Here is a 26,539-nt window from a genome sequence, read left to right on the forward strand (position 1 = left end):
ATGGAAATTGCGATGAAATCACATGTCGGCCGCGTCCGTCAGGTCAACGAGGACTACTTCGCCTGCATCGCCGACCTGAACGGGCGCGTTCTGGCCGTGGTCGCCGACGGCATGGGCGGCCACCAGGCTGGCGATATCGCCAGCCGCCTCGCCGTTGAGCGAATAGTAAAAGAACTGCGTCATCTGGACAGCGAACTGAGCGGGGAAGACGCCCGCGAGCGGCTGATGCACGCGCTCCTCATGGCCAATGAGGAAGTGTACCGGTACGCCCAGGAGCACCCGGAGTGCAGCGGCATGGGGACGACGATCGTGGCCGCGCTGCTGGGAGAGACCGGCGGCGTGACGGCGCACATCGGCGACAGCCGGCTGTATCATTTCAACGCGGATGGTCTGCAGTTGAAGACGGAAGACCACTCGCTCGTGCACGAACTGATGAAAAGCGGCCAAATCACGGCCGAGGAAGCCTCGGTTCACCCTCAGCGCAACGTGTTGATGCGCGCCCTCGGCACGGAGCCGGACGTGCGCATCGACCTGGGACAGTTCAACTGGTCGGAGGGCGACGTGGTGCTGCTGTGCTCTGACGGGTTGAGCAACAAAGTACATCATTCGGTGATGGTGGAGTGGCTGAAGCGTCCCGTATCGCTGCAGGCACAGGTGGACGGTCTGGTCGAACACGCCCTGGAGGCGGGCGGCGAGGACAACATCACACTGGTAGCTGTTCGCAACAGACCCAAGCCCGTCACCGGGCAAAGAGAGGGGTGAGCGAGATGGAAGGTCAACGACTGGGGGGACGATACCAACTGGAAGCCCGCATCGGCGGGGGCGGAATGGCCATCGTGTACAAGGCGAAGGATCTGGTCCTGAACCGTCAGGTGGCGGTCAAAGTGCTGCGTTCGCAGTTCGGAACGGACGAAGATTTCGTCACCCGTTTCCGGCGGGAGGCGCAGGCGGTGGCCAGCTTGTCTCACCCCAACGTGGTCGGCGTGTACGACGTGGGGCAGGACGGGGATACCCACTACATGGTGATGGAGTACGTGGAAGGCTCGACGCTGAAGGATCTGATCAACCGCCACGGAGCGCTTCCGGTGGAAGAGGCCGTGCGGATTGCTGCGGAAATCTGCGACGCGCTGGACCACGCCCACCAAAACCAGATCATCCACCGCGACATCAAGCCGCACAACATCCTGATCGGGAAAAACGGACGGGTGAAGGTGACCGATTTCGGCATCGCCCGTGCGGTGACGTCCACCACCATCACGCACACCAACGCCGTGCTCGGTTCGGTCCACTACTTTTCGCCGGAGCAGGCCCGCGGTGGCGTGACGGCGGAAAAGTCGGACATTTACTCATTGGGGATTGTGCTCTACGAAATGGTCACCGGCCAACTGCCGTTTTCCGGCGATTCGCCGATTTCTGTCGCGCTGAAGCATTTGCAGGAACCCCTGCCCGAACCGCGGCAGGTCAATCCGGACATTCCGCAAAGCGTGGAGAACGTCATTCTCAAAGCGCTGGTAAAGGACCCGCAACTGCGCTACGCCTCCGCGCGGGAGATGCTGGAGGACCTGGAGACCTGCCTCTTGCCGGAGCGGCTTGACGAGGAGAAGATCCAGTTCCCGGAAGACGACGAGCAGACGAAGGTGTATCCGGCCATCACGCCGGAGATGCTGGAAGGTCAGGGACGTCAGGGGCAGGCCGGGCAGCAGCGGCAGACCGGGCAGCAGCGGCAGGAGGAAGAAACCCCGCAGCGGCGCCGATGGTGGGTCAAACCGGCGGCGTGGGTCGGGGCGATCGGGCTGTTCATGGTTCTGGCCTTTCTCGGGTTCAACCTGGTGGTAAACCTCTTCCCGTCTGTGCCCGAAGTGCAGGTGCCGCACGTGGAAGGGACGCACCGCACCCTGGCGGAGCAGAGAATCCGCGAAGCCAAACTGGTCCCGCAGGTGGTTTACGAGCCGAGCGACAGCGTGGAGAAGGACATCGTGATCCGGCAGGACCCGGCGCCGCCGATGCGGCTGAAGGAAAACGGCATCGTCACGATCTATGTCAGCAAGGGGCAGGAAGCCGTGGAGATGCCCAACCTCGTCAACCTGAGTCGGGAGGAAGCGGAAGAGGCTTTGAAAGAAAAAGGGTTTGCCATCACGGACAATACCTTCGTGGAAAAAGAGGACGAGAAGGTGCCGGCCGGCCATGTGATCGACCAGTTCCCGCCGGCGGACGAGAAGGTCGTTCCCAACCAGACCGACGTGCGGGTGGAGATCAGCACGGGACCGCCGCAGGTAACCATTCCGGACGTGCGCGGCTATACCCTGGAAAAGGCGCAGATCGAGCTGTTCAAGAAGGGGCTTCTGGTCGACCAGCAAAACATCAGGCAGGAACCGGCCTATACGGACACGCCGGGCATTGTCATCGGCATGCCTTCGCCTTACGAGCCGGGCACCCGGGTGACCAAGGGAACGGCGATTCCGCTGATCGTAAGCAACGGCCAATATCCGGCGGACGCCCGGTTCGCCTCCCAGCCGATCTACATGGAGGTGCTGGACGGCGAGGGAGAAGTGTCGGTCAAGATTACGGTGAGCGACGCGCGCGGCGACAATCAGGTTGTCGTCGATGAAAAAATCACCGAGAGCAAGAATTACGACGTGCCGGTTGTGTTGTCGCCGCAGAAAAACGCCGTGATCCGTGTGTACCGCAACGGGGTGCCGGATTATCAGAAAATCACCATCACCTACGACAGTGTGCCATAAGCAGTTGGGGGGACATGGATGCCAGAAGGACGGATCGTGAAAGCATTAAGCGGATTCTACTACGTGGCCGACGGGGATCGAGTCTACCAGTGCCGGGCCCGGGGACTGTTCAAGAAAAAAGGGGCGAAAGTGAATCCGCTCGTCGGCGACTGGGTGGTGTACGAAGTCATCAGCGACGGCGAGGGGTACGTGATGGAGGTGGGCGAACGGACGAGCGAGCTGGTTCGCCCGCCCATCGCCAACGTCGATCAGGCCGTGCTCGTCTTTTCCATGGTGGAGCCGGCGTTCAGTCCGTTTTTGCTGGACAAGTTTCTCGTGCATACGGAGCACGCCGGGATTGATTCCGTGATCGTGCTGTCCAAGGCGGACCTCGCAGCGGACGATGACGTGGAAGCGGTCGTGCGCAAATATGAGAAGATCGGCTACCGCGTCATCCCCACGTCCACGGTGGACAAGCGCGGCGTCGAAGCTCTCCGCGAAGCGCTGCGCGACTCCATCTCCGTCTTCGCCGGCCAGTCGGGCGTAGGCAAGTCCTCGCTGATCAACGCCTTGTTTCCCGGCATCAGCCTGCAGACCGGCGACGTCAGCCAGAAGCTGGGGCGCGGCCGGCATACGACCCGCCACGTGGAGCTGATCCCGCTTCCCGGCGGGGGGTACGTGGCGGACACCCCCGGTTTCAGTTCCCTGGAGTTTATCGGCATCGACGAGCTCGACCTGGCGGAGGCGTTCCGCGACTTCGGTGCGCTGGGCGTCCCGTGCAAGTTTCGCGGTTGTCTGCACGTAAGCGAACCCGGCTGCGCCGTCCTCGCGGCACTGCAAGCGGGCGAGCTGGACGCCGAGCGCTACGAACACTACAAGCAATTTCGCGAGGAACTGAAAGAATACCAACGGAGGAACAAGCCATGGTAAAAATCGCACCCTCTATCCTGTCCGCCGACTTTGCCCGGCTGGGCGAAGAAATTCGCGACGTCGAGCGGGGCGGAGCCGACTGGATTCACGTCGACGTGATGGACGGCCGCTTTGTTCCCAACATCACGATTGGACCGCTGATCGTGGAGGCGATCCGCCCCGTGACCAAGCTGCCCCTGGACGTGCATCTGATGATCGAAGAGCCGGACCGCTACATCCCGCAGTTTGCCAAGAGCGGCGCGGACTGGATCACGGTTCACCAGGAAGCGTGCCGCCATCTGCACCGCACGCTGTACCTGATCAAGGAGCAGGGGGTAAAGGCGGGGGTTGTGCTCAACCCGGCCACCCCGCTGGTGACGATCGAATCGGTGCTGGAGGATCTGGACATGGTGCTGCTGATGACGGTCAACCCCGGTTTTGGCGGCCAGAAGTTCATTCACAGCGTCGTGCCGAAAATCAAAGAGCTGCGCCGGATGCTGGACGAGCGCGGACTGAACCGCGTGGAAATTGAAATTGACGGCGGTGTCAATGCGCAGACGGCCCGCCTCTGCGAGGAAGCGGGGGCTACGGTGCTCGTCGCCGGAAGCGCCGTCTTCAACCAGGCCGACCGCGCGCAGGCCATCGCGGCGATTCGCGGCTGACCCGAACTGCAACAAAAAGCCATCCTCATCGTGAGGATGGCTTTTGTCGTTTGTGGTTACTGTCCGATGATGACCCGTTCTTTCGGATAGTGGTAGCGAATCTGCCGCTCGTCCTTTTTCAGCAGGAGCAGCAGGTTGACAATCCCGATCCGGCCGATCACCATCGCGATGATCAGGATCAGCTTGCCGGACGTGCTCAGTTCGGATGTGATCCCCATGGACATTCCGGTCGTCCCGAACGCCGAGCACACCTCAAAGAAGACCTGCTGGATGGGCAGCCCCTCGATCCAGACGAGCAGGACGATCGCGGCGAAGACCAGGCTGATGGCCACAAAGAAGACGAGAAAGGAGCGCATGATGTCGTCTTCCTCCAGCTCCCGGCCGAACACCTTGACGTCTTTCTGGCCGCGCATGTAGGAGACCACCGTGGCGATCATGACAAAAAACGTGGTCGTCCGGATACCGCCCCCCACGCTGTTGGGGGAGGCCCCGATGAACATCAGCGCGGACAGCATGACCAGCGTCGGCGTGGACAGCAGGCTGACATCCATCGTCGTCAAGCCGGCGCTGCGTGTGGAGAGCGATTGAAACAGCGCGTAAAAAAGCGATTCGTGCCAGCTCTTGTCCGTAAGGAACCCGTCCCATTCAAAGAGCAGGAAAAACAGGGTGCCCGCCACGCTCAGGATCAAGTAGGTCAGCGTGGTGATTTTGGTAAACAGCGAAAAGGTAAACCGCTGGTTGAGCCGCCGGTGCGCGACGTAGTCCTTCACCTCGACCAGCACGGGAAAGCCGATGGCCCCCAAGACCATCAAGACCATGTTGATGAGTTGGAACACGTAGTCGTGGGAAAAGCCGACCAGCGAGCTTCCGTAGATGTCAAACCCGGCGTTGGTGAAGGCGCTGACCGACGCGAAAAAACCGTGAAAATAGGCCGTGTACCAATCGTCGTGGTACCCTGCCGACAAGAAGTAACTTCCCAGCATGACCGTTCCCGCCAGCTCGATGAAGATGGCGAGCAGGAGAATGCTGCGCATCAGGGAGACGAGACCGGCAAGCGTGGGGCGGTTGTGGTCGGTGGCGATCCATTTGCGCTGTTCCAGCCCGATTCGCTGCCGCAGAACCAGCCAGAAAAATGTTCCCAGCGTCATGATGCCGATGCCGCCGATCTGAAAGAGCAGGGTGAGCAGGAGAATCCCCCAGTGATTGAACACCTCGTGAATCGCGATCACGGTCAGACCCGTCACGCTGATGGCGCTTGACGCGGTAAACAGCGCGTCGATAAACGTAAGCCGGGCGCCGGGCTGGTGAAAGAACGGCAGCATCAAAAGCAGGGTGGAAATCAGCACGGCACTCAGGTAAAAGAGCACAATAATTTGTACGGAACTGAAACGACGTCGTTTGTCGGTCAAAGCCAAAGCAACTGCCTCCCGTAAAACATCATACGGACTATCATATCGAATGGGAGGGCGGTTCGCAATGCCCAAAAGAGGGCCGGGACAGCGAAGATGCCGTCCCGGCCCTGCCGTGCGTTGTTTTGTTTTCTACAAGGCTGACGGTTGGTTGGAGGTCACGTAGGTGCCGGCAATCAGGTCGTGGATCGCCCGCTTGTCGTCGCGGACGACGACCATGATTACGCTGATGATCGCCGCGATCCCGAACGTCAGGCCGTAGACGATCCACATCCCGACGACCAGGCGCAGCAGCATCGTGCCGATGCCGACGGGTTCGCCGTTTACCTTGACGATGCGCACGCCCACAATCCTCTTGCCGATCGTGCAGCCGTACCAGAGGACCGGGAGCAAAAGCGAGTAGAGTATGGAAAGCAGGTTGGTAACAAGATTGCCTGACCAATTTCCCGTAATCCAGTAGCTGATCAAAAGCAAAGGCAATCCGAAAATGAGTCCGTCCAAAAGGTTGGCTCCCAGTCGGGCCCAATAGCCGACCGGGTTGCTCGGCAGCGGTTTGACCGTTTCCATGTGATCATCTTTCCATTATATGCAGAATCATGAAAATATTACAAGGTGGTGAACAAGCGTAGCAGCAGCGCGATCCGCTGCGGAATGGCGTCAATCACGACGTGTTCGTGGGGAGCGTGGGCCCCGTCGCCGACAGGTCCCAGTCCGTCCAGTGTGGGCGTGCCGACAGCTGCCGCAACATTGCCGTCGCTGGTGCCGCCGACGCCGGTCTCGGTCAAGTCCAGTCCCTCCAGGGCAGCCAGCGAGCGGGCGTGAAGAAAGAGGCGTTCCGTCTCGCCGGTCCGTTCCATCGGCAGTTTGCTGATGCTCCCCTCCACCACCAGCTCGGCGCCGGGCAGGACGGGGGAGAGCGAGCGCATCAGCCGGCTGATCCGTTCCGCTTCGGCCGACGTGCTCACGCGCACGTCTACCACGGCTTCCGCGCTGTCCGGTACGACATTGGAGGCGGTGCCCCCCTTGATCGTGCCGACGGAGAGCGTGGTGCCCGCGGCGTAATCGGTCCAGGACTGGACGGCGAGGACGTGATGGGCCAGCTCGGCGATGGCGTTGACGCCTTTGGCGTGGTCGTTGCCGGCGTGGGCAGCCCGTCCTTTTACCTTCAACACGAAATTGCCGCCGCCTTTGCGGCTGGTTTTCAACGACCCGTCTCCCGCCGCAGGCTCCAGCACCAGCACGCATTTGCTCCGCTTCGCTTCTTCTTTGATCAGCGCCTCCGATGACGGGCTGCCGACCTCTTCATCCGTGTTCCAGAAAAAGACCAGCTTGCTTGTAAGCGGCAGGTTTTCTTCAATGATCGCGCGCAGGGCAAAATAGCCGAACACGATGCCCGCCTTCATGTCGTACGTGCCGGGTCCCCACGCTTTGCCATCCTCGATGCGCCACGGCTCCCGGCTGAGTGTGCCGATCTCCTTGACCGTGTCAAAATGGCCGAGCACGAGCACCTGCTCTTGGCCGCTTCCGTATTCCACACGCAGTTGGCTGCCGTATTCGCGCTGCGGAATCGCCTCCACGCGGCAGCCCAGTTCGCGAAAACGGGCCGTGATGTACGCCCCGAGTCTGTCGACCGCCGCCTTGTCGTGCGTGGGTGTCTCCATTTCCACGTAGGTGCGCAGTTCTTCCAGCACATCCGGCAGCAGCCGGCGAAAATATTCAGTCCAATTCCTGTTCATACACGCCCTCCTCCTAACGGTTTCCACCTGCATGATACATCGTCTGGAAGAATACTGCCAGAGCGGGCGGCCGCGTTTCCGAAAAAAAGCAGAGGGGACGTCCGGACGCGGCGGAAAACCGAAACACACCGCCTGCTGCTGCATGATAAATAAAATTTAGTTGAAATTGTTTCGGTTATGATTAAAATAAGCATTATGATGAATAAATATAAGTTGTCGGAGAAGCAGCCGGCAGCTTGCACTTCCGCAGCCAACGATTCATGGCAAGCGAAGGTACTTTACTCACATCATGTCTAGGGGGTATTCCGATGAAAAAGACGTCCTTGTTTTCGCTCGCCGTCTCCACGCTGCTGGCGGTAGCGGTACTGGCGGGATGCGGCACCGGCAGCCAGCCTGGCGCGCAGCCCGCAGGGGAACAGCCGGCTGGACAAGCTTCCTCCGGCGGAAAGAAAACGCTGATCATGGCCACGTCGGCCGACTACAAGCCGTATGAATTCCACGACCTGTCCAGCGGCCAGGACGAGATCGTCGGTTTTGACATCGACATCGCCAAGCACATCGGCAAAGAACTGGGCTTCGAGGTGCAGGTGGTCGACATGAACTTTGACGGGTTGATCCCCGCGCTGCAAAGCAAGCGCGCCGACTTCGTCATGGCGGGCATGTCGCCGACGCCGGAACGGCAGAAAAACGTGGACTTTTCCGTCATCTACTACGACGCCAAGAACTCGATTGTCGCCAAGAAGGAGAGCAAGCTCACCAAGCCGGAGCAGTTGGCCGGCAAAAAAGTGGCCGTGCAGACCGGCTCCATTCAGGAAGAAGCGGCCAAGGAACTGGCCAAGACGATCCAGGGGCTGGAAATCGTCTCGCTGAACAAGACGGGCGAAATCATCGAAGAGGTAAAAACCGGACGCGTCGACGCCGCGATCCTGGAGGACACCGTGGCCAAGGGGTACATCGACGCCAATCCGGGACTCCAGTTCACCACGATGCCAGAAGCCGAAAAGAACGGTTCCGCCGTCGCTTTCCCGAAAGGTTCTCCGTACGTGGAGGATTTCAACAAGGTGCTCAAACAGATGCAGGAAAACGGCGAGATGGACAAGCTGATCAAGAAGTGGTTCGGCCAATAACCGGGCCCTGACAAGGAGTAGAAAACGGGCATGTTTGATTTTGCACAAATTGTGCCCTATATCCCGTTTATCTTGAACGGGATAAAGGTCACATTACAGGTAACGCTCCTCTCGGTCGTGCTGGGGTTTATCTGGGGCTCGATTCTGGCGCTGATCAAGATTTCCAACATTCGCATACTGAAATGGCTGGCGGTCGCCTACACCTCGGTGTTTCGCGGCACGCCGCTGATTTTGCAGTTGACGTTCATCTATTTTGCGACACCGCAGATATTCGGCTATAACATTTCCAAATTCGAGGCGGCCGTGCTCACCTTTACGCTCAACTCCGGCGCGTACATTTCGGAGACGATCCGCGCAGGGATTCTGGCTGTCGACAAGGGGCAGTGGGAGGCGGCCAAGGCGCTTGGCGTTCCGTACCGGCAGATGATGATCGACATCATTCTGCCGCAGGCGCTGAAAAACATCCTGCCCGCCCTGGTGAACGAAACGATCGCGCTGTTGAAGGAATCGGCGCTGGTCTCCACGATCGGGCTGGCCGACATCATGCAGAACGCCAACATCGTGAAGGGAACGATCTTCCGCTACTTCGAGCCGTACCTGATTGCCGGCGCGCTGTACTACGTAATGGTCATGCTGCTCACCTGGCTGGCGCACGGTCTGGAGAGGAGGCTCAGACGCAGTGATTAAGATTCAAAACGTAAGCAAGTCGTTCGGGTCGCTCGACGTCCTGCACGACATCTCCACCGAGATCGGCCGCGGCGACGTGGTGGCGATCATCGGTCCGTCCGGTTCGGGGAAATCGACGCTGCTGCGCTGCATCAACCTGCTGGAGACCCCGACGAAGGGCAGCATCTTCATCGACGGGGACGAGATAACCGCCCCCAAGGCGGACGTGATGAAGATCCGGCAAAAAATCGGCATGGTGTTTCAGCACTTTTACCTCTTCCCGCACATGACCGTGCTGGACAACCTGACCTACGCGCCGGTCAAGGTGAAGGGCGTGTCCAAGGAGGCGGCCGAAGCCAAGGCCCGGGACCTGCTGGCCCGCGTCGGCCTCTCCGACAAGGCGGACGTCTTTCCGGCGCGGCTGTCCGGCGGGCAGAAGCAGCGCGTCGCCATCGCCCGGTCGCTGGCGATGGAGCCGGAGATCATGCTGTTTGACGAGCCCACCTCGGCGCTCGACCCGGAGATGGTCAAAGAGGTGCTGGAGGTTATGAAAGGGCTGGCCGATTCCGGCATGACGATGGCGATCGTCACGCACGAGATGAACTTTGCCCGGGAAGTGGCCGACCGCATCTGCTTCCTCGACGGGGGACGGCTGGTGGAAGAGGCGCCGCCGGCGGAATTTTTCACCAGTCCGCGCAGCGAGCGGGCCAAACAGTTCCTGGAAAAAATGCTGTGAGGACAAGACGCTGTCCCGGACAAAACCGTGTTCAAGACGATGCCGCCGCTTGAGGGCAAACACAGCGGGGCACACCATGACGCAAGGGACGAAGCCGCGGGGCCAGAAGCGCTCCGCGGCTTTTTCTCTGCTTGCGATTTTGACAGACCGGACAGCTTCCGTTAGAATTAGCAGCAGCCGCTCTTTGGCTTCCGTCTTTTTCCATTGGTACTTCGGGTAAAAAGGAGTGAACGCGCATGGCTCGACAACGACTGCTCGTCTTGCTGGAAATGGCGATGATGGCAGCACTTGCGGTTGTGTTCAGCGAAATCAAGGTGTTGGAAATGCCGCAGGGAGGGTCCGTTTCCCTGGTGATGGTGCCGATCGCCCTCATCGCGGTGCGGCGCGGGATTCTGCCGGGCGTGGTGACCGGCTTGATCGTCGGGCTGCTGCAAACGCTGCTGGGGGGCACGATCGTTGCTCCCGTTCAGGTGCTGCTCGACTACCCGCTGGCGTTTGCCGCCCTGGGACTGTCCGGCGTGATCCCGCTGTCCGGTCTGCAGGGGGCGACGAGGCGGATTACGGCGCTGTGGAGCGCCCTGTTTGTCGGCGTGATCGGACGGTTTGTCTGCCACTTCATCTCCGGCATCGTCTGGTTCGGCCAATACGCACCGGAGGGGACGCCGGTCGCGCTCTACTCGTTCCTCTACAACATCACCTATCTGCTGCCGGAGATGATCATTGCCGGCATCGTGCTGACGGTGGTGCTGACCAGCGCGCCGCACCTGCTGTTTCCGGCGGGGGAACGGAGGCGGATGGCGTAAGGGAGCGCCAGGAGACAGACGGGTTCGGCTGCCGTCTCGGCGGGAACGAGGCGGCGTGCCGCGCCCATTTTCGTACACGGGCGAAAAAAGGGTCATATCGGCGGAGCTATCCGCATATGGTATTCAGGCAGCAACGAGTTGCCTGAATTTTTTTCATTTCGACACCGGGAGACACATGTTTGCCCCACGGCGGAATATGATGTAATATGCACGTTTGAACAGTACGCCTGAAGGAGGTGCGGCAGTAAATGGGATTGCGCTCCTTTCGCCTGCGACAGGGGGGCGCCTTGCGACGTGTTCTCGGGGTTGCGTTGGCTGTCGGAGGGATCACCATTTTCCTGTACACGGCACCTCCGTGGGTTTGGTATAGCCTGTTGGGATTGGGCCTCGTGGGGGCTGGCTGGTATCTGTATCACGTGAAGTAATTTCGGTAAGGAGGGGTACGCATGCGGTTCTACACCATCAAGTTGCCGAAGTTCCTGGGTGGCATGATTCGCGCCGTCATTGAGGCGTTCAACCGGAAAAAGTGACAGCGGCATCGCTGTGCACACATCTGACGGCGCCCTCGGAAGAAGCCGGTCTTCCCGGGGAAGCTGTTCTTATGCAGGGGAGACCGGAAGCGGTTGCGCGCGGCGGTGCGCCAGTCGTTTCCGGGACGTTTCATGCAGGGCGATCGACGCGCGAGCAGGCAGCGCCCCGTGTTCAGGGGAAGGAAAAACAGCAGGGAAAAAGCAAAAAAGCACCTCGCGGGTGCTTTTTTTCGCGTTGTCCCGTATCGCGTTACACGCGGGTTACGAGACCGGATTTCAGCGCTCGGGTGCTGACGTAAACGCGCTTCGGTTTTCCATCTACGAGAATGCGCACTTTTTGAACGTTAACACCCCATTTGCGGCGAGTAGCGCGCATGGAGTGGGAGCGAGCGTTTCCAGCTTTGCCAGACTTGCCAGTTACAAAGCAGCGACGTGCCATTGCGATCCACCTCCCTTAGCTGCATATAAACGGGATACCCGGTGTGAGAAATACAAACACTTGCTTATAGTAGCACACCCCCCTGTCAATTGCAATACTTGACATGAGGAAAAGCCCGGCTTCCGCTTTCCCCCGCCGCGTTCGACAAAACGCTTCATTTCTCGCTTTTCATGGTGTAGAATTGGGAGAAGCATGGTATATACGTGCCTGACTAGAACGGCGACGCCGTTGAAAAAGGAGGAGTCCTTGCATGACAGTGGAAATGAGCACACCTCTGGGTAAAATTGACGTTGCAGAAGAAGTAATTGCGCGGATTGCCGGGGGCGCCGCCATGGAAGTGTTCGGCCTCGTCGGCATGGCTTCCCGGAAGGCGCTGAAAGATGGAATTGCCGAACTGTTGGGGCGGGACAATCTGAGTAAAGGCGTCGTCGTCCACAACCAGAACGGTGAAGTGGTACTGGACATGCATATCATCGTCAGCTACGGCGTGAAGATTTCCGAGGTGGCCGGGAACGTGCAGCGGCGCGTCCGGTACACGCTGGAACAGTTGGTTGGCGTCGATCTGGCTGCGGTTAATATCTATGTACAGGGAGTCCGTACAGACAGGGATTCGTAAGGAGGAACATCAGTTGGTACATACGCGTCTCGATGGCGTGCTGTTTAGCCGGATGGTTCATCTGGGGGCCAGGCTGCTGTCAAGCAACGCCAAAGTGGTGGATGGATTAAACGTCTTTCCGGTGCCGGACGGCGATACGGGGACAAACATGAATTTGACGCTCACGTCAGGAGTGGAGGAGCTGTCGCGCAGGGAATCGGCGTCGATCGGAGAGGCGGCCGCCGCGCTGGCGAGGGGGCTTCTGATGGGCGCTCGGGGGAACTCCGGGGTCATTCTGTCCCAGTTGTTCCGCGGCTTCAGCAAAGCGGTCAGCGGAAAAGACGTGATCAGCGCCCGCCAGTTCGCCGAGGCGTTGAAGGCCGGGGTGGATTCCGCCTATCAGGCAGTCATGAAGCCGGTGGAAGGCACCATTTTGACCGTTGCCCGCGAGGCGGCGGAGATGGCCGTTCGCACGGCGCGCGCCACAGACGACGTATTGCTGGTCATGGAAAAAACCTACGAACAGGCGCAGGCTGCGCTGCTGCGCACACCGGACATGCTGCCGGTGCTAAAGGAAGTGGGGGTCGTCGACTCGGGCGGCCAAGGGCTGCTGTTCGTCTACGAGGGCTTTCTCCGCGCCCTGCGCGGCGAGACGGCGGAAGAGCGTGAGGCAGAGTCCAAACGATCCGCTGCACAGGTCAATCTGGACGAACTGGTGCACGAGCAGCACAGCGCGCAGGTGCACCTGAAAACGGAGGACATCACGTTCGGCTACTGCACGGAGTTCATGATCCGGCTGGTCAACAGCACGGAACCGAACAAAAAGCCGTTTTCGGAAACGGTCTTCCGCCATCAACTGGACCAGATGGGCGATTCCCTGCTGGTCATCTCCGACGACGAAATCGTCAAGGTACATATACACGCCGAACACCCGGGCAGCGTGCTGCAGTACGCCCAGCAGTTTGGCAGCCTGCATCGGATCAAGATCGAAAACATGCGGGAGCAGCACGCCAACATCCTCCGTGAAGAGGAGAAAAAGGTGAGTGAAGCGAAAGCCCAACCGGCGGAGCCGCTTCCCTACGGCCTGGTCGCCGTCGCCGCCGGAGACGGCATCGCCGAGATTTACCGCAGCATGGGCGTCCACGTCGTGGTGGAAGGCGGCCAGACGATGAACCCCAGCACGGAAGACTTCGTCAAGGCGGTGGAGGGACTGCACGCCAAGCAGGTGATCATCCTGCCGAACAACAGCAATATCGTCATGGCCGCCCAGCAGGCTGCCGCGCTGGCGGATAAGCCGGTGGCCGTGATTCCGAGCAAGAGCATTCCCCAAGGGATGGCCGCACTGGTGGCGTTCAACGCGGGAGCGGACCTGGAAACCAACACCCAGGCGATGACCGCCGCCATCGGCCAGGTCAAGACCGGCTTGGTCACCCGCGCCGTCCGCGACACCCGGATGGGGGATGTGGAGATCAAGGAAGGCGATTTTATCGGCATTGCCGAAAAGGAAATCGTCACCGCCGGCACCGATCTGCTGGAGAGCGCCAAGGCGCTTTTGGACCGTCTCGTCGACGAAGAGACGGGTATCGTGACCGTTTTTCTGGGCGAAGGGGCCGGGGAGGAGCAGGCCGAAGAACTGCAGCAGGCGCTGGCTGAAGCGCATCCGGACGTGGAAGTGGAAATCCTCGTCGGCGGCCAGCCGCTCTACCCGTTCATCTTCTCCGTGGAATAACCGCAGCCGTGTGCTGTGAGAGGAGTTTTGCGCGAAATGTCTATCGTGATTTTGACCGACAGCGCATCGGACATCGATCAATCGCTGCGCGAGTCTCTCGGTATCGTGTCCGTGCCGCTCAAGGTGATGTTTGGCGAGGAGACCTACGCGGACGGGGTCACCATTACCGCTTCCGCTTTTTACGAAAAGCTGAAGCAGTCCGAGACGCTGCCGACCACGTCGCAGCCGTCGCCGCTCGATTTTGTGGAGGCGTACAAGGCGATCATCGACACGCACGGCAAAGACGTTCAGATTATTGCCATCATGCTGTCCGGAGCGATGTCCGGCACGTACCAGTCCGCGCTGATTGCCCGGTCGATGCTGGAGGAACAGGCGGACATCACGGTGATCGACTCCCGCAAGGCGTCGTTCGTCTACGGCATGATCTGCGTGGAGGCGGCCCGGGCGGCCCGGGAAGGGAAGTCCAAGCAGCAGATCCTGGACATGATCGACCACTTTTTGGATGAGGTCCGGGTCTACTTCATCGTCGACACGCTGGAATACCTGCAAAAAGGCGGCCGGATCGGCAAGGCGTCGGCGCTGATCGGCTCGCTGTTGAACATCAAGCCGATCCTCACGCTGGACCCGGCCGGGTACGTCGCTCCGTACGACAAGGTGCGGGGGACGAAAAAGGCGCTGGCGCGCGTCATGGAGACGCTGAAGGAGTACGCCGGCGACGATCCGGTCAAGGTGGCCGTGCTGCACAGCGCGATCCCCGACGAAGCGGCGGAGCAGTTGGCGCGGATCAAGCAGGAGTTCAACGTGGCCGATGCCTACCTGCAGCAAATTGGCCCAATCGTCGGCACCCACGCGGGACCGGGTCTATTAGCCGTCATGATGATAAAAGCGTAAAGGCGACAGCCTCCCTGAGCAGTTCAGGGAGGTTTTTCACTTTCCCTTCATGTAGCGCTTTCGAAAGTGGTACGATACAATGAGAGTGAATCTTGCTGATGAACCCCTTGCCATTCAGGAGGAGAACCGGGTGAAATACAAAAGCGTGTTTGACATTATCGGTCCGATCATGGTCGGACCGTCCAGTTCCCATACAGCCGGCGCGGCCCGCATCGGCCGCGTGGCCCGGAAGCTGTTCGGCCGTCAGCCGAAGCGGGCGGAGATCACCTTTTACGGCTCGTTTGCCAAGACGTACAAGGGACACGGATCGGACGTGGCGACGGTGGCCGGCATTCTCGACTTCGAGACGTCCGACCTGCGCCTGAAGGATTCGCTCAGGATTGCCAAAGACCTGGGCGTCGACGTACAGGTGAAAACGTCTGACGAGCTGACCGGCCATCCCAACACCTCCCGCATCCGGCTGGCCGACGACGATCAGGTGATCGAAGTAGTCGGCATTTCCATCGGCGGCGGTAAAATCGAAGTCTCGGAGATCAATGGCTTTTCCTTTCAGCTTGGCTTTGACACCCCGACCTTGATGGTGCTTCACGAGGATCGTTTCGGCATGATTGCCGGCGTGGCCAAGGTGCTGACGCAGCACCGCATCAACGTGGGCCACATGGAAGTCTCCCGGCACGACCGCGGTTCGCGGGCCCTGATGGCGATCGAGACCGACGCGGTGGTATCGCCGCAGGTGCTGGACGAGATCAGGCAGATTCCCCACATCTTTGACGTCTCCCTGCTTTCGCTTGGCTGAAGCGGGATGAAGAGGAGTGAACCCGACAACATGTTTCGCAATGTGGCCGAACTGGTGGAATTGGCGGAATCCCAAGGGAAAAAGATCTCCCAGGTGATGATCGAGGCGGAAATGGAAGTCTCCCAGCGCAGCCGGGAGGCGATCTTAAACGACATGTACGCCAATTTGGACGTGATGGAAAAGGCAGTGCGGCGCGGCCTGACGGAAGATATCCGCTCCCACAGCGGGTTGACCGGCGGCGACGCCAAGAAGCTGCAGGAATACATGAAGACCAAGCCGTTTCTCTCCGGCCCGACCCTCTTGAACGCAGTGTCGATGTCGGTGGCCGTAAACGAAGTAAACGCGGCGATGGGCACGATCGTGGCGACGCCGACGGCGGGGGCGTGCGGGATTGTGCCGGGGACGCTGTTTGCCGTCTCCGACAGGCTGAAGCCGAGCCGCGAAGAAATGGTCAACTTCCTGTTTACGGCGGGGGGGGGCGGCTACTGTATCGCCAACAACGCCTTCATCTCCGGCGCCGCCGGCGGCTGTCAGGCGGAGGTAGGATCGGCGACGGCGATGGCGGCGGCGGCGATCGTGGAAATGGCGGGCGGCACGCCGGAGCAGTCGGCTCAGGCTGTCGCGATCGCGCTCAAAAACATGCTCGGTCTGGTGTGCGACCCCGTGGCCGGACTGGTGGAGGTCCCCTGTGTCAAGCGCAACGCGATGGGAGCGGCCATCGCGACCGTGGCGGCGGACATGGCCTTGGCCGGGATCAAGAGCGTCGTGCCCACGGATGAGGTGATCGAAGCGATGTACCGCATCGGCTGTTCCATGCCGACCGCGCTGAAGGAGACGGCGCAGGGCGGTCTGGCCGCCACCCAGACGGGCCGGCAAATCGAAGCCAAGATTTTCGGCGTGCGGTTGGATGCAAAATGACGGACGTGTATCAAACGCCCGTCTCGCTTCTGCACGGGGTAGGCGAGGAACGGGCAAAAGCGCTGGCCGGTTTGGGCATACACAGCGTGGGCGACCTGCTGGAGTATTTCCCTTCCCGCTATGAAGATTACCGCGTGCGCGACGTGACAGAAGCAAAGGACGGGGAGAGGGTGACGCTGCAGGGGACGGTGTACGGCGAACCCTCTGTTCGTTTTTACGGCAGGCGAAAGTCTCGCATCGCGGTCAAGCTGGTCATCGACAAAGTGGTGGTGACCGCCGTCTGGTTCAACCAGACGTTTGTCAAAAGCCGGCTGTCCCCCGGAAAGGAGATTCTCGTCACCGGCAAATGGGACAGGCACAAGCTGCAGATCACGGTGAGCGAAATGACGGAGGCGGATTCCGACCGGGCGCAAAAGCGGGGCGAACTGGCACCGATCTACCCGCTTGGCGGCGACGTCACGCATTCGCTCCTGCGCAGGGCGATCCAGCAGGCGCTCAAGCAGTACGGGACCGAGATTCCGGAGATCCTGCCCGCCGACATCATCGCCCGCTACCGGCTCATGCCGCGGGCGGAGGCGTTTCACGCGATTCACTTTCCGAGGAGCGCCGAGGACGGACGGCAGGCGCGTCGCCGGATCATGTTTGAAGAACTCTTTTTATTCCAGTTGAAAATGCAGGCGCTGCGCCGCATCACCCGGCAGCAGACGGAGGGCAGGGCGCTGGACGTGCCGATGGACGAAGTGCGCCGGTTCGTCGCCTCGCTGCCGTTTCCGCTGACCGACGCACAGAAGCGGGTCGTCAGGGAGATCCTTGCCGACATGCGCTCCCCCTACGCGATGAACCGGCTGCTGCAGGGGGATGTCGGCTCGGGGAAAACGGTGGTGGCCGCCATCGCCCTGTTTGCCGCTGTCAAGGCGGGCTATCAGGGAGCGCTGATGGTGCCGACGGAGATTCTCGCCGAGCAGCATCTGCAGTCGCTCACGGGACTGCTTTCCCCGCACGGCATCCAGGTGGCGCTTCTGTCCGGTTCGCTTGGAACCAAGCGGCGGCGGGACGTGATTTCCGCCCTGCAGATGGGCTTGATCGACGTCGTCGTGGGCACGCACGCGCTGATCCAGGAAGACGTCTTTTTCCGCAACCTGGGGCTGGTCATCACCGACGAGCAGCACCGCTTCGGCGTGGAGCAGCGGCGCATCCTGCGCAGCAAGGGCTTGTCCCCGGATGTGCTCTTCATGACGGCGACGCCCATTCCGCGGACGCTGGCGATCACGGCCTTTGGCGATATGGACGTCTCCACGATCGATCAGATGCCGGCCGGCCGCAAGCCGATCGAAACCACCTGGCGCAAGCACGAGCAGTTTCACCTCGTGCTGGAGCAGATGCGCGGCGAGCTGCGCAAGGGGCGGCAGGCGTACGTGATCTGCCCGCTGATCGAAGAGTCGGAAAAGCTGGACGTGCAAAACGCGATTGACGTTCACGCCCAACTCACGCAGTATTTTCCCGAATACCGCATCGGCCTGATGCACGGCCGCCTGCCCGCCAAGGAAAAGGACGCCGTGATGCAGGCGTTTCTCGCCGGCGAGTACGCCGTGCTCGTCTCCACGACAGTGGTGGAGGTAGGGGTAAACGTGCCCAACGCCACCTTCATGATCGTCTACGACGCCGAGCGGTTTGGCCTCGCCCAACTGCACCAGCTTCGCGGGCGTGTCGGCCGCGGCTCCGAGCAGTCCTACTGCGTCCTGATCGCCGACCCCAAGACGGAGATCGGCAAAGAGCGGATGCGCGTCATGTGCGAAACCACGGACGGCTTTGAGCTGTCCCGGCGCGATTTGGAGCTGCGCGGTCCCGGCGACTTTTTCGGCACCAAGCAGAGCGGCCTGCCGGAGTTCAAGGTGGCTGATCTGTTGAGCGACTACAAGGCGCTGGAGGTGGCCCGCCAGGAAACGGCCCGCCTGGTGGAGGACGAGCGGTTCTGGCGGGACGACCAGTACGCGTGGCTGCGCGGCTACTTGAAGCGCGAGGGCGTGCTGGACGGAATCGTGTTCGATTAGATCGGGCTGCGCGGCACACAACCCACCTGCCTGCAAGCGGTCAGGTGGGTTGGCGTTGTCCGCCCGTGGTTGCGCCAGTCCCGCGGCGTTCACCCGGGAAGTGCGCCGCTCGCAGCAGCCTGCCCAGTCTGCCCTCGGCAGGCTTTTTCTCTTTTAGGAGGACCGGTGGATTTACGGACCGGCGGATTTATGGACCCGCAGGAGCGGCCGCCTCTGCCCCCTGGCGCACGACGGTGACCGTGTAGGTGACGGTCTGGCCACCCGGCGGGGTGACCGCGATCACGACCGTCGTGTCGTCGGTGTCCAGCGGAATTTCCACGGACGGCTGCTCGGCGGACAGCGGCACGTCGTTTACGGCGACCGCCGTCTCCGGGGCAGCGGCAGCCGTCATGTTGACAGCGCTTACATCTCGCTCGACGGTGAGCGTGTAGCGGGTGATGTCCGGAGAAAAAACGGGACTTAACTCGCCCTGGCCGAACGTCAGCGCGAGGAGTCCGGCGAGGGCATGCCCAGGCTGCCCGTCGGCGGCGCTGACTTCCTGACGCGAGCCGTCGGCGGCGCTGCCCTCCTGATGCGGCCCGTCGACGGCGTTGCCCTCCTGATGCGGCCCGTCGACGGCGCTGCCCTCCTGATGCGGCCCGTCGTCGGCATGCTCCTCCTCCGGCAGTACCGACGGCGTCTCCGCCTGCTGTTCGTATGCCGACAGCGGCTCCCGCACGTCGTAGGCTTTCGCCCAGTAGTATCCGGGGGCGGTGATCCGCCGCACGATAAAGTCCACCTGCCGGTCAGCGGCGACCGCTTCGGAGGTGGCCGACGCCATGCCGTCCGCATCCGTCACGATGTCCACAAACTTTCCGGCTCCGTACGCGAACCGGCCGTGGACAATGGCGGCCGGGATCGGTGCGTTCGTCTCCTTGTCGACGACCCGCAGGCTGACCTTGGCGCTGGTGCCGGTATGGGTGATCTCCATGCCGCGCACGACCATCGGCGCGAGCGGCGTGTCGCCGGTGACGGCCGACGTTTCGTCCGAGGCGGGGCCCCGGTTGCCCCTCACGTCGACGGCGGCCACCTTGTAGTAGTAGGTGGTGTTGGGCAACAGCCCCGTATCGGAGAAGAGGAGGCCTCTCGTACTGCCCGCCAGGTTGGACTCGTCGGGTTCAAACCCGCTGTCGGTACTGCGGTAGACGTAGTATTCCTCCACTTCCGTGTTGTCAAAGGCGCGGCCAAAGGTGACGTCGATCCGCTGGTGATCAAACGCGGCGGCGGTCGGCCGGACGCTCACAGCGGAAGGCGAGCTGTCGTCGGCCGGCGGCTCCCACGTGATCCGGTCCGGCCCCCAGTCGGAGGGGAGCTGGCGCAGCGGATCGTAGTGGTGCATGGCGATGCCGGCGAAAGCCGGATCGCTCCCGACTGCCGCGTACACTTTGTCCAGTTCGCTTTCCATGTGCGTGCGCCCTTCTTCGCGGAAGGTGATCGTCTCGGGATCGCCCCCGTCGGCGATGTCCAGCGTCTCCACCGCGATCACGACGGACCCGGGCTTGCCAATGGCATTGGCGTAGGCCAGTTCTCCCAGCGCTCCCTGAATGATGCCGGCCGATCCGTCGGCCGTGTCCCGGTAGTCCATGATGGCAACGTAGTCGCTGATGTTCTGGACGTGTTCGGACAGCCATGTCGCCGTTCCCCTCCAGGGGATGTTCTGCGCTTGGGCGGCTGAATCGTACCATCTGGGGATCACGGTGCCAAACGGCAGGTTGATCCCGGCAGCGTCTCTTCGCTGAATCATCTTGGAGAGACCGTCCAGGTACTGAATCTGGACGGAAGGCTGGGCGGTTTTGAAATCGGGCAGAATGTATGGCTCGATGTCCACGTTGACGCCGTCAAAGCGTTCGTCGGGAGCGGCGGAGAGGTTGTAGTTGATCACGTCTTCCATCGTGCGGACGGCGATCTCGTGGTAGCGGCTGTACGCGCCCATGTAGGGCAGGATCGTTCCGCCCGCGATGGTCGCGTGCACCTTGTACCCCCTGGAGTGGGCCCAGGAGACGAACGCCCGCACCTTCTCGGGCGCTTCCTGCATCACGCGCGTTCCGTACAATTGGTCGATGCCGAGGTAAAACGTCGTGACGGGATCCGACTGGAAGGTGGCGGTGTCCTGCGCCAGGGCGTCCAGCACCTCCTTGGAGCCGTCGTTGTAAAACAGGTTGTACGACGCTTTTTCCCAGATCCAGATGGCCCGGTCCTGCGGTTCCACGGTGACGGGTTCGGCTGCGGCGCCGCCAAGGCGGACGTACGTGGTCAGGCTGGTGCCGACATTTCCCCGTTGGTCGGTGGCCCGCGCTTCGATCCGGCTCGTTCCGGAGGCTCCGGACAGCGGCTTCCAGAGGTACTTGTAGCGGCCGCTGGAACCGTCTGCCTTGGCCTTGAGCCATTTCCCTCCGTCGATCCTCACTTCCGCGGAGGAGAGCGGGTTTTTCGCCTGCACCGACATTTCGATCATCACCGCCCCGTCCACCTGTGTGCCATCCGCCGGGCTGTCGATGGTGACGACCGGTTTGCTGGCCGCGGGATTCTCCACCTGCAGCGTGACAAATGGGGACCAGACCCCGTAGCGGGTCCCCGCGTCCCAGCCTTTCACGGCGATCTCGACGGGTCCGTCGTACCGGCTGGCGTCGATGTCGCAGTACCACGTGCCGGATCCGTCTCCGTCAGGATCGTCCGTGTGAACGTCTGCGAGTGTCTCGGCGTTGATCACGAGCATTAGCTCGTACGACCGTGATAGGTAAGGGTGCGTCCTCGCCTGCGCGGGGCGCGCATCGTGCGGATCCCCTTTTCCCCCACGTCACACCGTGCATGCGGCTTTCACCGCACACGGCGTTCCGCCATGTTCTCCCCAGCGGAGCGCATGGCTATGCCCCTTCGCTCCACAGGCATTACCCTGCTTCCTCGCTACTACGGGCTGCTGTCCTTCGGATGCAACGGCCATTTCCTGCCGTTTCGAAGCATCGCGGTTTGCCCCGCTTGGCATCTTCGTCCGAAGTTCCGACGTTCCCTGTACCCTAGCCTTGCATCTGCTGCCGTAGCCCTCCTCTCTGACCCGTCAGCCGTTCACCCGCCCGCAGTCGGATGGACGGGGGAACTCCATTCCCTTACCGGAGTGGAACAGAAGGAACGCGGACGAAGTTCCTTCCGCGACTGCCCCGCGCAACGCGGGGAGGAGGGGACTCGCCATGTCCCCGCCGGACGGGTCGTTCTTCCGAGGATTCGTGCCAACGCCGAGGCGTTCTCCTGGGCATAGCAGCTTTATGGCCCCCCGGCACCTTTGTCCGAAGCAAAGACGCCGCGCTTCACCGAGCTTCATACGCGTCCGAGGCAAATCGGCCGCGCATGTCGGAGGATCAGGCAGGAATGCCGACTTTCATTCCGGGCGGGCGCTTCCCCCGCCGAATCGGATACAGAGTTAGACCCCCGAAGTGGGGAGCCCCCTGGTTTTGCCGCCCATTTCTAAGCGGATTGTCCAGGAACGTCGCGCACCGTCCACGTATGTGCCGGACACCCGGATGGTTCCCGCTTTGATTTGATCTCCGTTCGCGTGCGAGTCGATCGTGATCGAGGCTTGGGCATGAGCGGGCGGAGAAGCGCTGAAAAAGGGAAACAAGGCCAACAGGGAAACGAGAAAAACACGGGCGAAAGGAGGCAAACCTGCGGTCATCCTGATGTGTCGCAACGTCATGTCAACTCCTTTCTGGATGTGCTGCGCGACCAAGGACGGGCCAAAGCCAAAGCCTTGATCGTTACCAACATTGTAATGTTTCAGAACGATTTTCAGTACGGCTTTTCACGTCTCTTTTGCGCGTGTAATTCCCGTTTGTCCCGTTTGGCCGGCAAGGAGAGAAGGGCAGATGATGGTTTTACGGGTCCTGGCCGCTTCGCATGCTTGATCAGGCAGGGAAAAGGCGGATGGCTGCTTCCCAGCGTCAGTCCCTGTACTCGGACGAAAGGATCGACAGGACGAGCAGCGACTCGTACCGTTCGCCGGTTTTCAGGCATTCCCGCAGTTTTCCTTCGATGACAAATCCCTCGGACAGGTACAGGTTCAGGGCCCGTTCGTTTTCCTCCTTCACGTCCAGCCAGAGGCGGTGAGCCTGCTGTTCCTCAAACGCCCAGCGCTTGACCTGCCGCAGGACCCGGCGGCCGTATCCTTTCCCTTTCGCGGAGATCGTAATGCGCATCAGCTCGATGCTGCCGTGCGGGTTGGTCAGCCCGGCGATGATCACGTAGCCGACCGCTCTGCCGCTCTCCGTTTCCTCCACGATCAGGTGGCGGATGTCTGGATGGGCGAGGGCCTGCCGGTGCCGTTCCTCCGTCCATGGAAGGAGAAACGGGCGATTTTCCGCCGCGTGTTCGGTCTCGTACACAAACGGTATGTCGGCCGGACGGGTTGGCCGAAGCTGAACGCTCATGGGCGATTCTCCTTTCTGATCGGTCGGGGTTTCCACCGGCTCGCTGCAGCGTGGGGGCATTCGGGATCGGATACGCATGCCGGATCGTGTTCGCCTCGGGCGAAGGGGTTCCGTCCCGCGCCGCCCGCCGCCTGCTCCTGGGGCGCCTTTTACAGCCGTGTGGACGAAGCTATCTTTCGGCTTCCTGCTTATCGGGATTCTCTGCCGGTCGCCGTCCTCCCTGCCGTTCGGCAGAAAGCGGAAGAAAAAATTACCAGCGCCTTTTTTGCAAGCAGGGAGTATAAAAGCGAACATCTGTTTGCTATACTAAGAACAGATTTGAAATGAGAACAAATGTTCTTGTTGGGGGATGAACATCATGACCAAGGACAGCAAGCGGATCATCTTCCTGGCTGACATGCAGAGCTTTTACGCCAGTATTGAAAAGGCGGCCCATCCACAGCTGCGGGACAAACCGATCGTCGTGGCCGGCGATCCCGAACGGCGCAGCGGCGTGGTTCTGGCCGCCTGCCCGATTGCCAAGTCGTACGGTGTCACCACGGCGGAGGCGCTGTGGCAGGCGCAGCAAAAGTGCCGGCATCTGGTGGTCGTTCGCCCGCGGATGGAGACGTACCTCCGCGTCTCCGTGCAGATTACCCGCATCTTTGAGTCGTTTACCGATCTGGTGGAGCCGTATTCCATCGACGAGCAGTTTCTGGACGTGACGGGAAGCGTCCGGCTGTTCGGCGACCCCTGGCGGATCGCCGAGGAAATCCGCCGCCGCGTCCGGCTGGAGACGGGGATCAACTCCCGGATCGGCATCGGGGAGAACAAGGTGCTCGCCAAGATGGCCTGCGACAACTTCGCCAAAAAACGGGAGGAGGGGATCTTTTGGCTGAAGCGGGAAGAGCTGGCCGACACGCTCTGGAAGCTGCCGATCGAAAAGCTGTTCGGGGTGGGCTCGCGGATGAAGCGCCACTTTCACCGCATGGGCATCTACCAGATCGGGCAGCTCGCCCGCATGTCTCCGGCGGTGCTCGCCCGCCGCTGGGGCGTAAACGGCGAGGTGCTTTGGCGCACGGCTCACGGCCTGGACAATTCGCCGGTGTCGCTTCAGACCCACGAGACGCAAAAGGGCATCGGCCATCACATGACGCTGCCGCGCGACTATCACACCGCCGCCGAGATCAAGGTGGTGCTCCTGGAGCTGTGCGAGGAGGTATGCCGCCGGGCGCGGAGCAAGCGGCTGATGGGATCGGTCGTCTCGGTCGGATGCCGCGGGGCCGATTTTGATGCCCCTGCCGGCTTTGGGCGGCAGTTGAAGCTGCCGGAGCCGACCCATGACGCGATGACGCTGTACGAAGCGGCCTGCCGCCTGTTTGACCGGCACTGGCAGCAGACGCCGGTGCGCAGCGTCGGTGTCAGCCTGGAACAGTTGGTGCCCGACAATGTGGTTCAGCTCAACCTGTTTACCGACACGCACAGGCAGCGTTCGCTCGCCCGCGCCATGGACGACATCCGCGCCCGCTACGGACAGGATGCCATTTTGCGGGCCGTTTCCCTGCTGGGAGCGGGGCAGGCGCGGGAGCGTGCCCGCAAGATCGGGGGGCACTACAAGTGACGGAGCGGGACGGGCAGGCGGCGGAGGGAGAACAGGAGCTGCTGCGCCTGTACATCCTGTTCGGTTTGCTGTTTCGCACCGCCATGGCGGATTGGGGGCAGGTGCGGCAGGTTCCCTTGAAGCTGTCGTACCACTGGTTTTTCGAGGAACTGTCCCGCTGGGCGGAGCGGCAGCATCACAGACTGCGCCGCCATTTGCGGCAGCGGGGGTGCGTCCTGCTGAGCGCCCGCCGGGAGCGAGGCGTCTACGTGGTGCAGTACCGGCAGCGCGGGTACGTGCGGGAGGCAGTCTACTCCATTGAGGTGCTGCGCGCCGAATGCCAGGAACTGGCCCGGCTGTGGATCATGCGGCAGCAAGCCCCCTGCCAGGACCCGGGCGCGATGGTGCCGGAACGTCATGCGCGGCGGATCGGCCGCGAAGAAGGAGAGAAGGCAACATGAGGGAAAAACGCGTGTCGAAGAAGGACAATTTGTTTGCGGCCAGCCGTTTTGTACTGCCCGAGCATCGGGAGATGTACCTGCGGATCAAGGCGGAAGAGCGACGCTACATCCCCCCGGAACTGGACGAGGAACAACTGGCGGCCGTGAGCGAGCGGATCTGGGAAGCGTTCCAGACGGGCGGCGTCGTGAGCCTGACCTACTACGACGGCGAGGCGGCCCGCCGCCTGAGCGGCCGGGTGGTTCACATCGATCCGGCCAGCCGGCAGTTGAAGCTGAGGAGCGGGGAGAAGACGCTGCGGATTCCGTTTGCCCGCCTGCTGGACGCGGAACTGACAGCAATCTCCTGAGCGGAGGGGACATGGCCGGCCGGACGGCGGGGCACCCTTTGGATAAAACCAAAGGAGGCGTTCAGCGTGAACCAACGCATCAGGCCGATTGTGATCGCAGCAGCCCTCGCCTTCGCAGCGGGCTGTACGGCTCCCCAGGCCGGGGAGCGTACACCGCCGCCCCGGGTGCAGAGCGCGCCGGCTCCGGAACAATCCCCGTACGCAGGGGCATCTCCTGCCGCTCCCCAGCCTCCCCGGCCGTCCAACATGATCCTCGATGTCCCGATCATCAGCCAAAAGCCGGAGCTGAAGAACGGCTGTGAGGTGACCAGCCTGGCGATGCTGCTGCGGTATGCCGGCCGCGATGTGGATAAACTGACACTGGCCCGCCAGGTGAAAAAGGACCCCGAGCCGCTGGTGCAGAAAAACGGCGACATCAAGGAATGGGGCGATCCCAACAAAGGATTCGTCGGGGATATGACCGGCAAACGAAAGGGATTTGCGGTCTACAACAAGCCCCTGGAAGAACTGCTGCGCCGCTACATGGGAGAACGGACGGTGAACTTGACGGGGCGGACCTATCAGGCGCTGCTGGACAGCGTGGCGGCGAGGCGGCCGGTGGTCATATGGACGACCGGCGATTTTACCCTGCCGACCGAATGGGAGAGATGGCACAAGGACGGCAGGCCAATCGCCGCCCCTTTTGACGAACATGTCGTGCTGTTGGTCGGCTATGACCAGCGGTACGCTTACGTCAACGATCCGCTGTCCGGCGACAAGCAGCGGCGCGTCTCCCACCAGGCCCTGAAAAGAAGCTGGGAAGCCCTGGGCAGACAGGCCATTACCTATCGCTAGCAGTACGGGCAGCCAGGAAAAGGCAAGCCGCAAAAAACAGCGTGGCACGGTGAAATGCCGTGCGCGGTGGTGACGTGCTGTTCCTGAAACGGCAGGCGGGGAAAATCAGCATTTTTTCGCTGTTTTTTGCGCGAAATGCTTTTT

At 61.5% G+C, this 26,539-nt stretch carries 25 protein-coding genes; 19 read left to right on the forward strand and 6 right to left on the reverse strand.

The window, feature by feature from the left end; genetic code table 11:
* Genes M516_RS0116270 through rpe form a run of 4 tightly spaced genes read left to right on the forward strand, consistent with a single transcriptional unit; the run spans position 1 to position 4,291 of the window.
* Positions 1-762, forward strand: coding sequence for a Stp1/IreP family PP2C-type Ser/Thr phosphatase (locus M516_RS0116270; protein WP_029100060.1), 762 nt, complete (start codon positions 1-3; stop codon positions 760-762).
* Positions 763-767: 5 nt separating this feature from the next.
* Positions 768-2,741, forward strand: a complete 1,974-nt coding sequence (gene pknB, locus M516_RS0116275) for a Stk1 family PASTA domain-containing Ser/Thr kinase (RefSeq protein ID WP_029100061.1) — start codon at positions 768-770, stop codon at positions 2,739-2,741.
* Between the two features lie 18 nt (positions 2,742-2,759).
* Positions 2,760-3,650, forward strand: a complete 891-nt coding sequence (gene rsgA, locus M516_RS0116280; RefSeq protein ID WP_029100062.1) for a ribosome small subunit-dependent GTPase A — start codon at positions 2,760-2,762, stop codon at positions 3,648-3,650.
* On the forward strand, positions 3,644-4,291 hold the full coding sequence (gene rpe, locus M516_RS0116285; RefSeq protein ID WP_029100063.1) for a ribulose-phosphate 3-epimerase: 648 nt from the start codon (positions 3,644-3,646) through the stop codon (positions 4,289-4,291). The genes rsgA and rpe overlap by 7 nt, the downstream gene beginning before the upstream one ends.
* Before the next feature lie 56 nt (positions 4,292-4,347).
* Here the strand turns inward: rpe and M516_RS0116290 are convergent, their stop codons facing one another.
* The 3 genes from M516_RS0116290 to M516_RS0116300 all read right to left on the reverse strand — a co-directional run bounded on the left by M516_RS0116290 (position 4,348) and on the right by M516_RS0116300 (position 7,436).
* Positions 4,348-5,706: a TrkH family potassium uptake protein gene (locus tag M516_RS0116290; RefSeq protein WP_029100064.1), complete on the reverse strand. Its 1,359-nt coding sequence runs from the start codon at positions 5,704-5,706 to the stop codon at positions 4,348-4,350.
* A 126-nt stretch (positions 5,707-5,832) separates the two neighbouring features.
* Positions 5,833-6,267, reverse strand: coding sequence for an RDD family protein (locus M516_RS0116295; RefSeq protein ID WP_029100065.1), 435 nt, complete (start codon positions 6,265-6,267; stop codon positions 5,833-5,835).
* Between the two features lie 38 nt (positions 6,268-6,305).
* Positions 6,306-7,436 (reverse strand): M20 family metallopeptidase, encoded by a 1,131-nt coding sequence (locus M516_RS0116300; RefSeq protein WP_029100066.1) that lies wholly within the window; start codon positions 7,434-7,436, stop codon positions 6,306-6,308.
* 308 nt (positions 7,437-7,744) lie between these two features.
* Between M516_RS0116300 and M516_RS0116305 the strand changes: the two genes are divergently transcribed.
* The 5 genes from M516_RS0116305 (at position 7,745) to spoVM (ending at position 11,298) form a co-directional block, all read left to right on the forward strand.
* Positions 7,745-8,563, forward strand: a complete 819-nt coding sequence (locus tag M516_RS0116305; protein ID WP_029100067.1) for a transporter substrate-binding domain-containing protein — start codon at positions 7,745-7,747, stop codon at positions 8,561-8,563.
* Between the two features lie 30 nt (positions 8,564-8,593).
* Complete coding sequence (locus tag M516_RS0116310) at positions 8,594-9,250, forward strand: amino acid ABC transporter permease (protein ID WP_029100068.1); 657 nt, start codon at positions 8,594-8,596, stop codon at positions 9,248-9,250.
* Positions 9,243-9,965: an amino acid ABC transporter ATP-binding protein gene (locus M516_RS0116315; protein WP_029100069.1), complete on the forward strand. Its 723-nt coding sequence runs from the start codon at positions 9,243-9,245 to the stop codon at positions 9,963-9,965. Before M516_RS0116310 ends, M516_RS0116315 begins: the two co-directional genes overlap by 8 nt.
* A 236-nt stretch (positions 9,966-10,201) precedes the next feature.
* Positions 10,202-10,768, forward strand: a complete 567-nt coding sequence (thiT, locus tag M516_RS0116320; protein WP_029100070.1) for an energy-coupled thiamine transporter ThiT — start codon at positions 10,202-10,204, stop codon at positions 10,766-10,768.
* 446 nt (positions 10,769-11,214) lie between these two features.
* The gene (spoVM, locus tag M516_RS23670; protein ID WP_035286689.1) at positions 11,215-11,298 is read left to right on the forward strand and encodes a stage V sporulation protein SpoVM; all 84 of its coding nucleotides are present in this window, start codon (positions 11,215-11,217) and stop codon (positions 11,296-11,298) included.
* A 250-nt stretch (positions 11,299-11,548) separates the two neighbouring features.
* On the opposite strand, the gene rpmB is transcribed toward spoVM, so the two are convergent.
* Positions 11,549-11,737: a 50S ribosomal protein L28 gene (gene rpmB, locus M516_RS24895; RefSeq protein ID WP_081656570.1), complete on the reverse strand. Its 189-nt coding sequence runs from the start codon at positions 11,735-11,737 to the stop codon at positions 11,549-11,551.
* A gap of 250 nt (positions 11,738-11,987) precedes the next feature.
* Between rpmB and M516_RS0116335 the strand changes: the two genes are divergently transcribed.
* The 6 genes from M516_RS0116335 to recG all read left to right on the forward strand — a co-directional run bounded on the left by M516_RS0116335 (position 11,988) and on the right by recG (position 18,717).
* Positions 11,988-12,353 carry an Asp23/Gls24 family envelope stress response protein gene (locus M516_RS0116335; protein ID WP_029100072.1) on the forward strand — a complete coding sequence of 122 codons (366 nt, stop codon included), beginning with the start codon at positions 11,988-11,990 and terminating at the stop codon, positions 12,351-12,353.
* Between the two features lie 13 nt (positions 12,354-12,366).
* Entirely contained in the window at positions 12,367-14,061 is a 1,695-nt protein-coding gene (locus M516_RS0116340; RefSeq protein WP_029100073.1) for a DAK2 domain-containing protein, read from the forward strand.
* 36 nt (positions 14,062-14,097) lie between these two features.
* Entirely contained in the window at positions 14,098-14,952 is an 855-nt protein-coding gene (locus M516_RS0116345) for a DegV family protein (RefSeq protein ID WP_029100074.1), read from the forward strand.
* Between the two features lie 130 nt (positions 14,953-15,082).
* A complete protein-coding gene (sdaAB, locus tag M516_RS0116350; RefSeq protein WP_029100075.1) occupies positions 15,083-15,748 on the forward strand; it encodes an L-serine ammonia-lyase, iron-sulfur-dependent subunit beta in 666 nt (221 codons plus the stop codon).
* Positions 15,749-15,778: 30 nt separating this feature from the next.
* Entirely contained in the window at positions 15,779-16,666 is an 888-nt protein-coding gene (gene sdaAA / locus M516_RS0116355) for an L-serine ammonia-lyase, iron-sulfur-dependent, subunit alpha (protein WP_029100076.1), read from the forward strand.
* Positions 16,663-18,717, forward strand: a complete 2,055-nt coding sequence (recG, locus tag M516_RS0116360) for an ATP-dependent DNA helicase RecG (RefSeq protein WP_029100077.1) — start codon at positions 16,663-16,665, stop codon at positions 18,715-18,717. The genes sdaAA and recG overlap by 4 nt, the downstream gene beginning before the upstream one ends.
* 187 nt (positions 18,718-18,904) lie before the next feature.
* Here recG and M516_RS23675 read toward each other — a convergent pair whose 3' ends face one another.
* Both M516_RS23675 and M516_RS0116375 read right to left on the reverse strand, forming a co-directional pair.
* Entirely contained in the window at positions 18,905-21,466 is a 2,562-nt protein-coding gene (locus M516_RS23675) for a cadherin-like beta sandwich domain-containing protein (protein ID WP_238550988.1), read from the reverse strand.
* A gap of 1,222 nt (positions 21,467-22,688) precedes the next feature.
* Positions 22,689-23,174, reverse strand: a complete 486-nt coding sequence (locus M516_RS0116375) for a GNAT family N-acetyltransferase (RefSeq protein WP_029100079.1) — start codon at positions 23,172-23,174, stop codon at positions 22,689-22,691.
* A gap of 358 nt (positions 23,175-23,532) precedes the next feature.
* On the opposite strand from M516_RS0116375, the gene M516_RS0116380 reads away from it, so the two are divergent.
* The 4 genes from M516_RS0116380 (at position 23,533) to M516_RS0116395 (ending at position 26,395) form a co-directional block, all read left to right on the forward strand.
* A complete protein-coding gene (locus M516_RS0116380; RefSeq protein WP_029100080.1) occupies positions 23,533-24,774 on the forward strand; it encodes a DNA polymerase IV in 1,242 nt (413 codons plus the stop codon).
* Positions 24,771-25,214, forward strand: a complete 444-nt coding sequence (locus M516_RS23680; RefSeq protein ID WP_051188251.1) for a YhjD family protein — start codon at positions 24,771-24,773, stop codon at positions 25,212-25,214. The genes M516_RS0116380 and M516_RS23680 overlap by 4 nt, the downstream gene beginning before the upstream one ends.
* Entirely contained in the window at positions 25,211-25,561 is a 351-nt protein-coding gene (locus tag M516_RS0116390; protein WP_029100081.1) for a YolD-like family protein, read from the forward strand. Before M516_RS23680 ends, M516_RS0116390 begins: the two co-directional genes overlap by 4 nt.
* A gap of 66 nt (positions 25,562-25,627) precedes the next feature.
* Positions 25,628-26,395, forward strand: coding sequence for a C39 family peptidase (locus tag M516_RS0116395; RefSeq protein ID WP_029100082.1), 768 nt, complete (start codon positions 25,628-25,630; stop codon positions 26,393-26,395).
* Positions 26,396-26,539 lie beyond the last annotated feature (144 nt).

Source organism: Brevibacillus thermoruber 423 (assembly GCF_000454065.1).
GTDB lineage: Bacteria > Bacillota > Bacilli > Brevibacillales > Brevibacillaceae > Brevibacillus > Brevibacillus thermoruber.

What these genes read in the sequence shown, in the direction of transcription:
- M516_RS0116310 (WP_029100068.1), top strand. Translation starts at nt 8,594, where the DNA reads ATGTTTGATTTTGCACAAATTGTGCCCTATATCCCGTTTATCTTGAAC.
- M516_RS0116270 (WP_029100060.1), top strand. Translation starts at nt 1, where the DNA reads ATGGAAATTGCGATGAAATCACATGTCGGCCGCGTCCGTCAGGTCAAC.
- rpmB (WP_081656570.1), bottom strand. Translation starts at nt 11,737, where the DNA reads ATGGCACGTCGCTGCTTTGTAACTGGCAAGTCTGGCAAAGCTGGAAAC.
- spoVM (WP_035286689.1), top strand. Translation starts at nt 11,215, where the DNA reads ATGCGGTTCTACACCATCAAGTTGCCGAAGTTCCTGGGTGGCATGATT.
- pknB (WP_029100061.1), top strand. Translation starts at nt 768, where the DNA reads ATGGAAGGTCAACGACTGGGGGGACGATACCAACTGGAAGCCCGCATC.
- M516_RS0116300 (WP_029100066.1), bottom strand. Translation starts at nt 7,436, where the DNA reads ATGAACAGGAATTGGACTGAATATTTTCGCCGGCTGCTGCCGGATGTG.
- M516_RS0116380 (WP_029100080.1), top strand. Translation starts at nt 23,533, where the DNA reads ATGACCAAGGACAGCAAGCGGATCATCTTCCTGGCTGACATGCAGAGC.
- M516_RS0116390 (WP_029100081.1), top strand. Translation starts at nt 25,211, where the DNA reads ATGAGGGAAAAACGCGTGTCGAAGAAGGACAATTTGTTTGCGGCCAGC.
- rsgA (WP_029100062.1), top strand. Translation starts at nt 2,760, where the DNA reads ATGCCAGAAGGACGGATCGTGAAAGCATTAAGCGGATTCTACTACGTG.
- M516_RS0116305 (WP_029100067.1), top strand. Translation starts at nt 7,745, where the DNA reads ATGAAAAAGACGTCCTTGTTTTCGCTCGCCGTCTCCACGCTGCTGGCG.
- M516_RS0116345 (WP_029100074.1), top strand. Translation starts at nt 14,098, where the DNA reads ATGTCTATCGTGATTTTGACCGACAGCGCATCGGACATCGATCAATCG.
- sdaAA (WP_029100076.1), top strand. Translation starts at nt 15,779, where the DNA reads ATGTTTCGCAATGTGGCCGAACTGGTGGAATTGGCGGAATCCCAAGGG.
- rpe (WP_029100063.1), top strand. Translation starts at nt 3,644, where the DNA reads ATGGTAAAAATCGCACCCTCTATCCTGTCCGCCGACTTTGCCCGGCTG.
- thiT (WP_029100070.1), top strand. Translation starts at nt 10,202, where the DNA reads ATGGCTCGACAACGACTGCTCGTCTTGCTGGAAATGGCGATGATGGCA.
- M516_RS0116375 (WP_029100079.1), bottom strand. Translation starts at nt 23,174, where the DNA reads ATGAGCGTTCAGCTTCGGCCAACCCGTCCGGCCGACATACCGTTTGTG.
- M516_RS0116295 (WP_029100065.1), bottom strand. Translation starts at nt 6,267, where the DNA reads ATGGAAACGGTCAAACCGCTGCCGAGCAACCCGGTCGGCTATTGGGCC.
- recG (WP_029100077.1), top strand. Translation starts at nt 16,663, where the DNA reads ATGACGGACGTGTATCAAACGCCCGTCTCGCTTCTGCACGGGGTAGGC.
- M516_RS0116335 (WP_029100072.1), top strand. Translation starts at nt 11,988, where the DNA reads ATGACAGTGGAAATGAGCACACCTCTGGGTAAAATTGACGTTGCAGAA.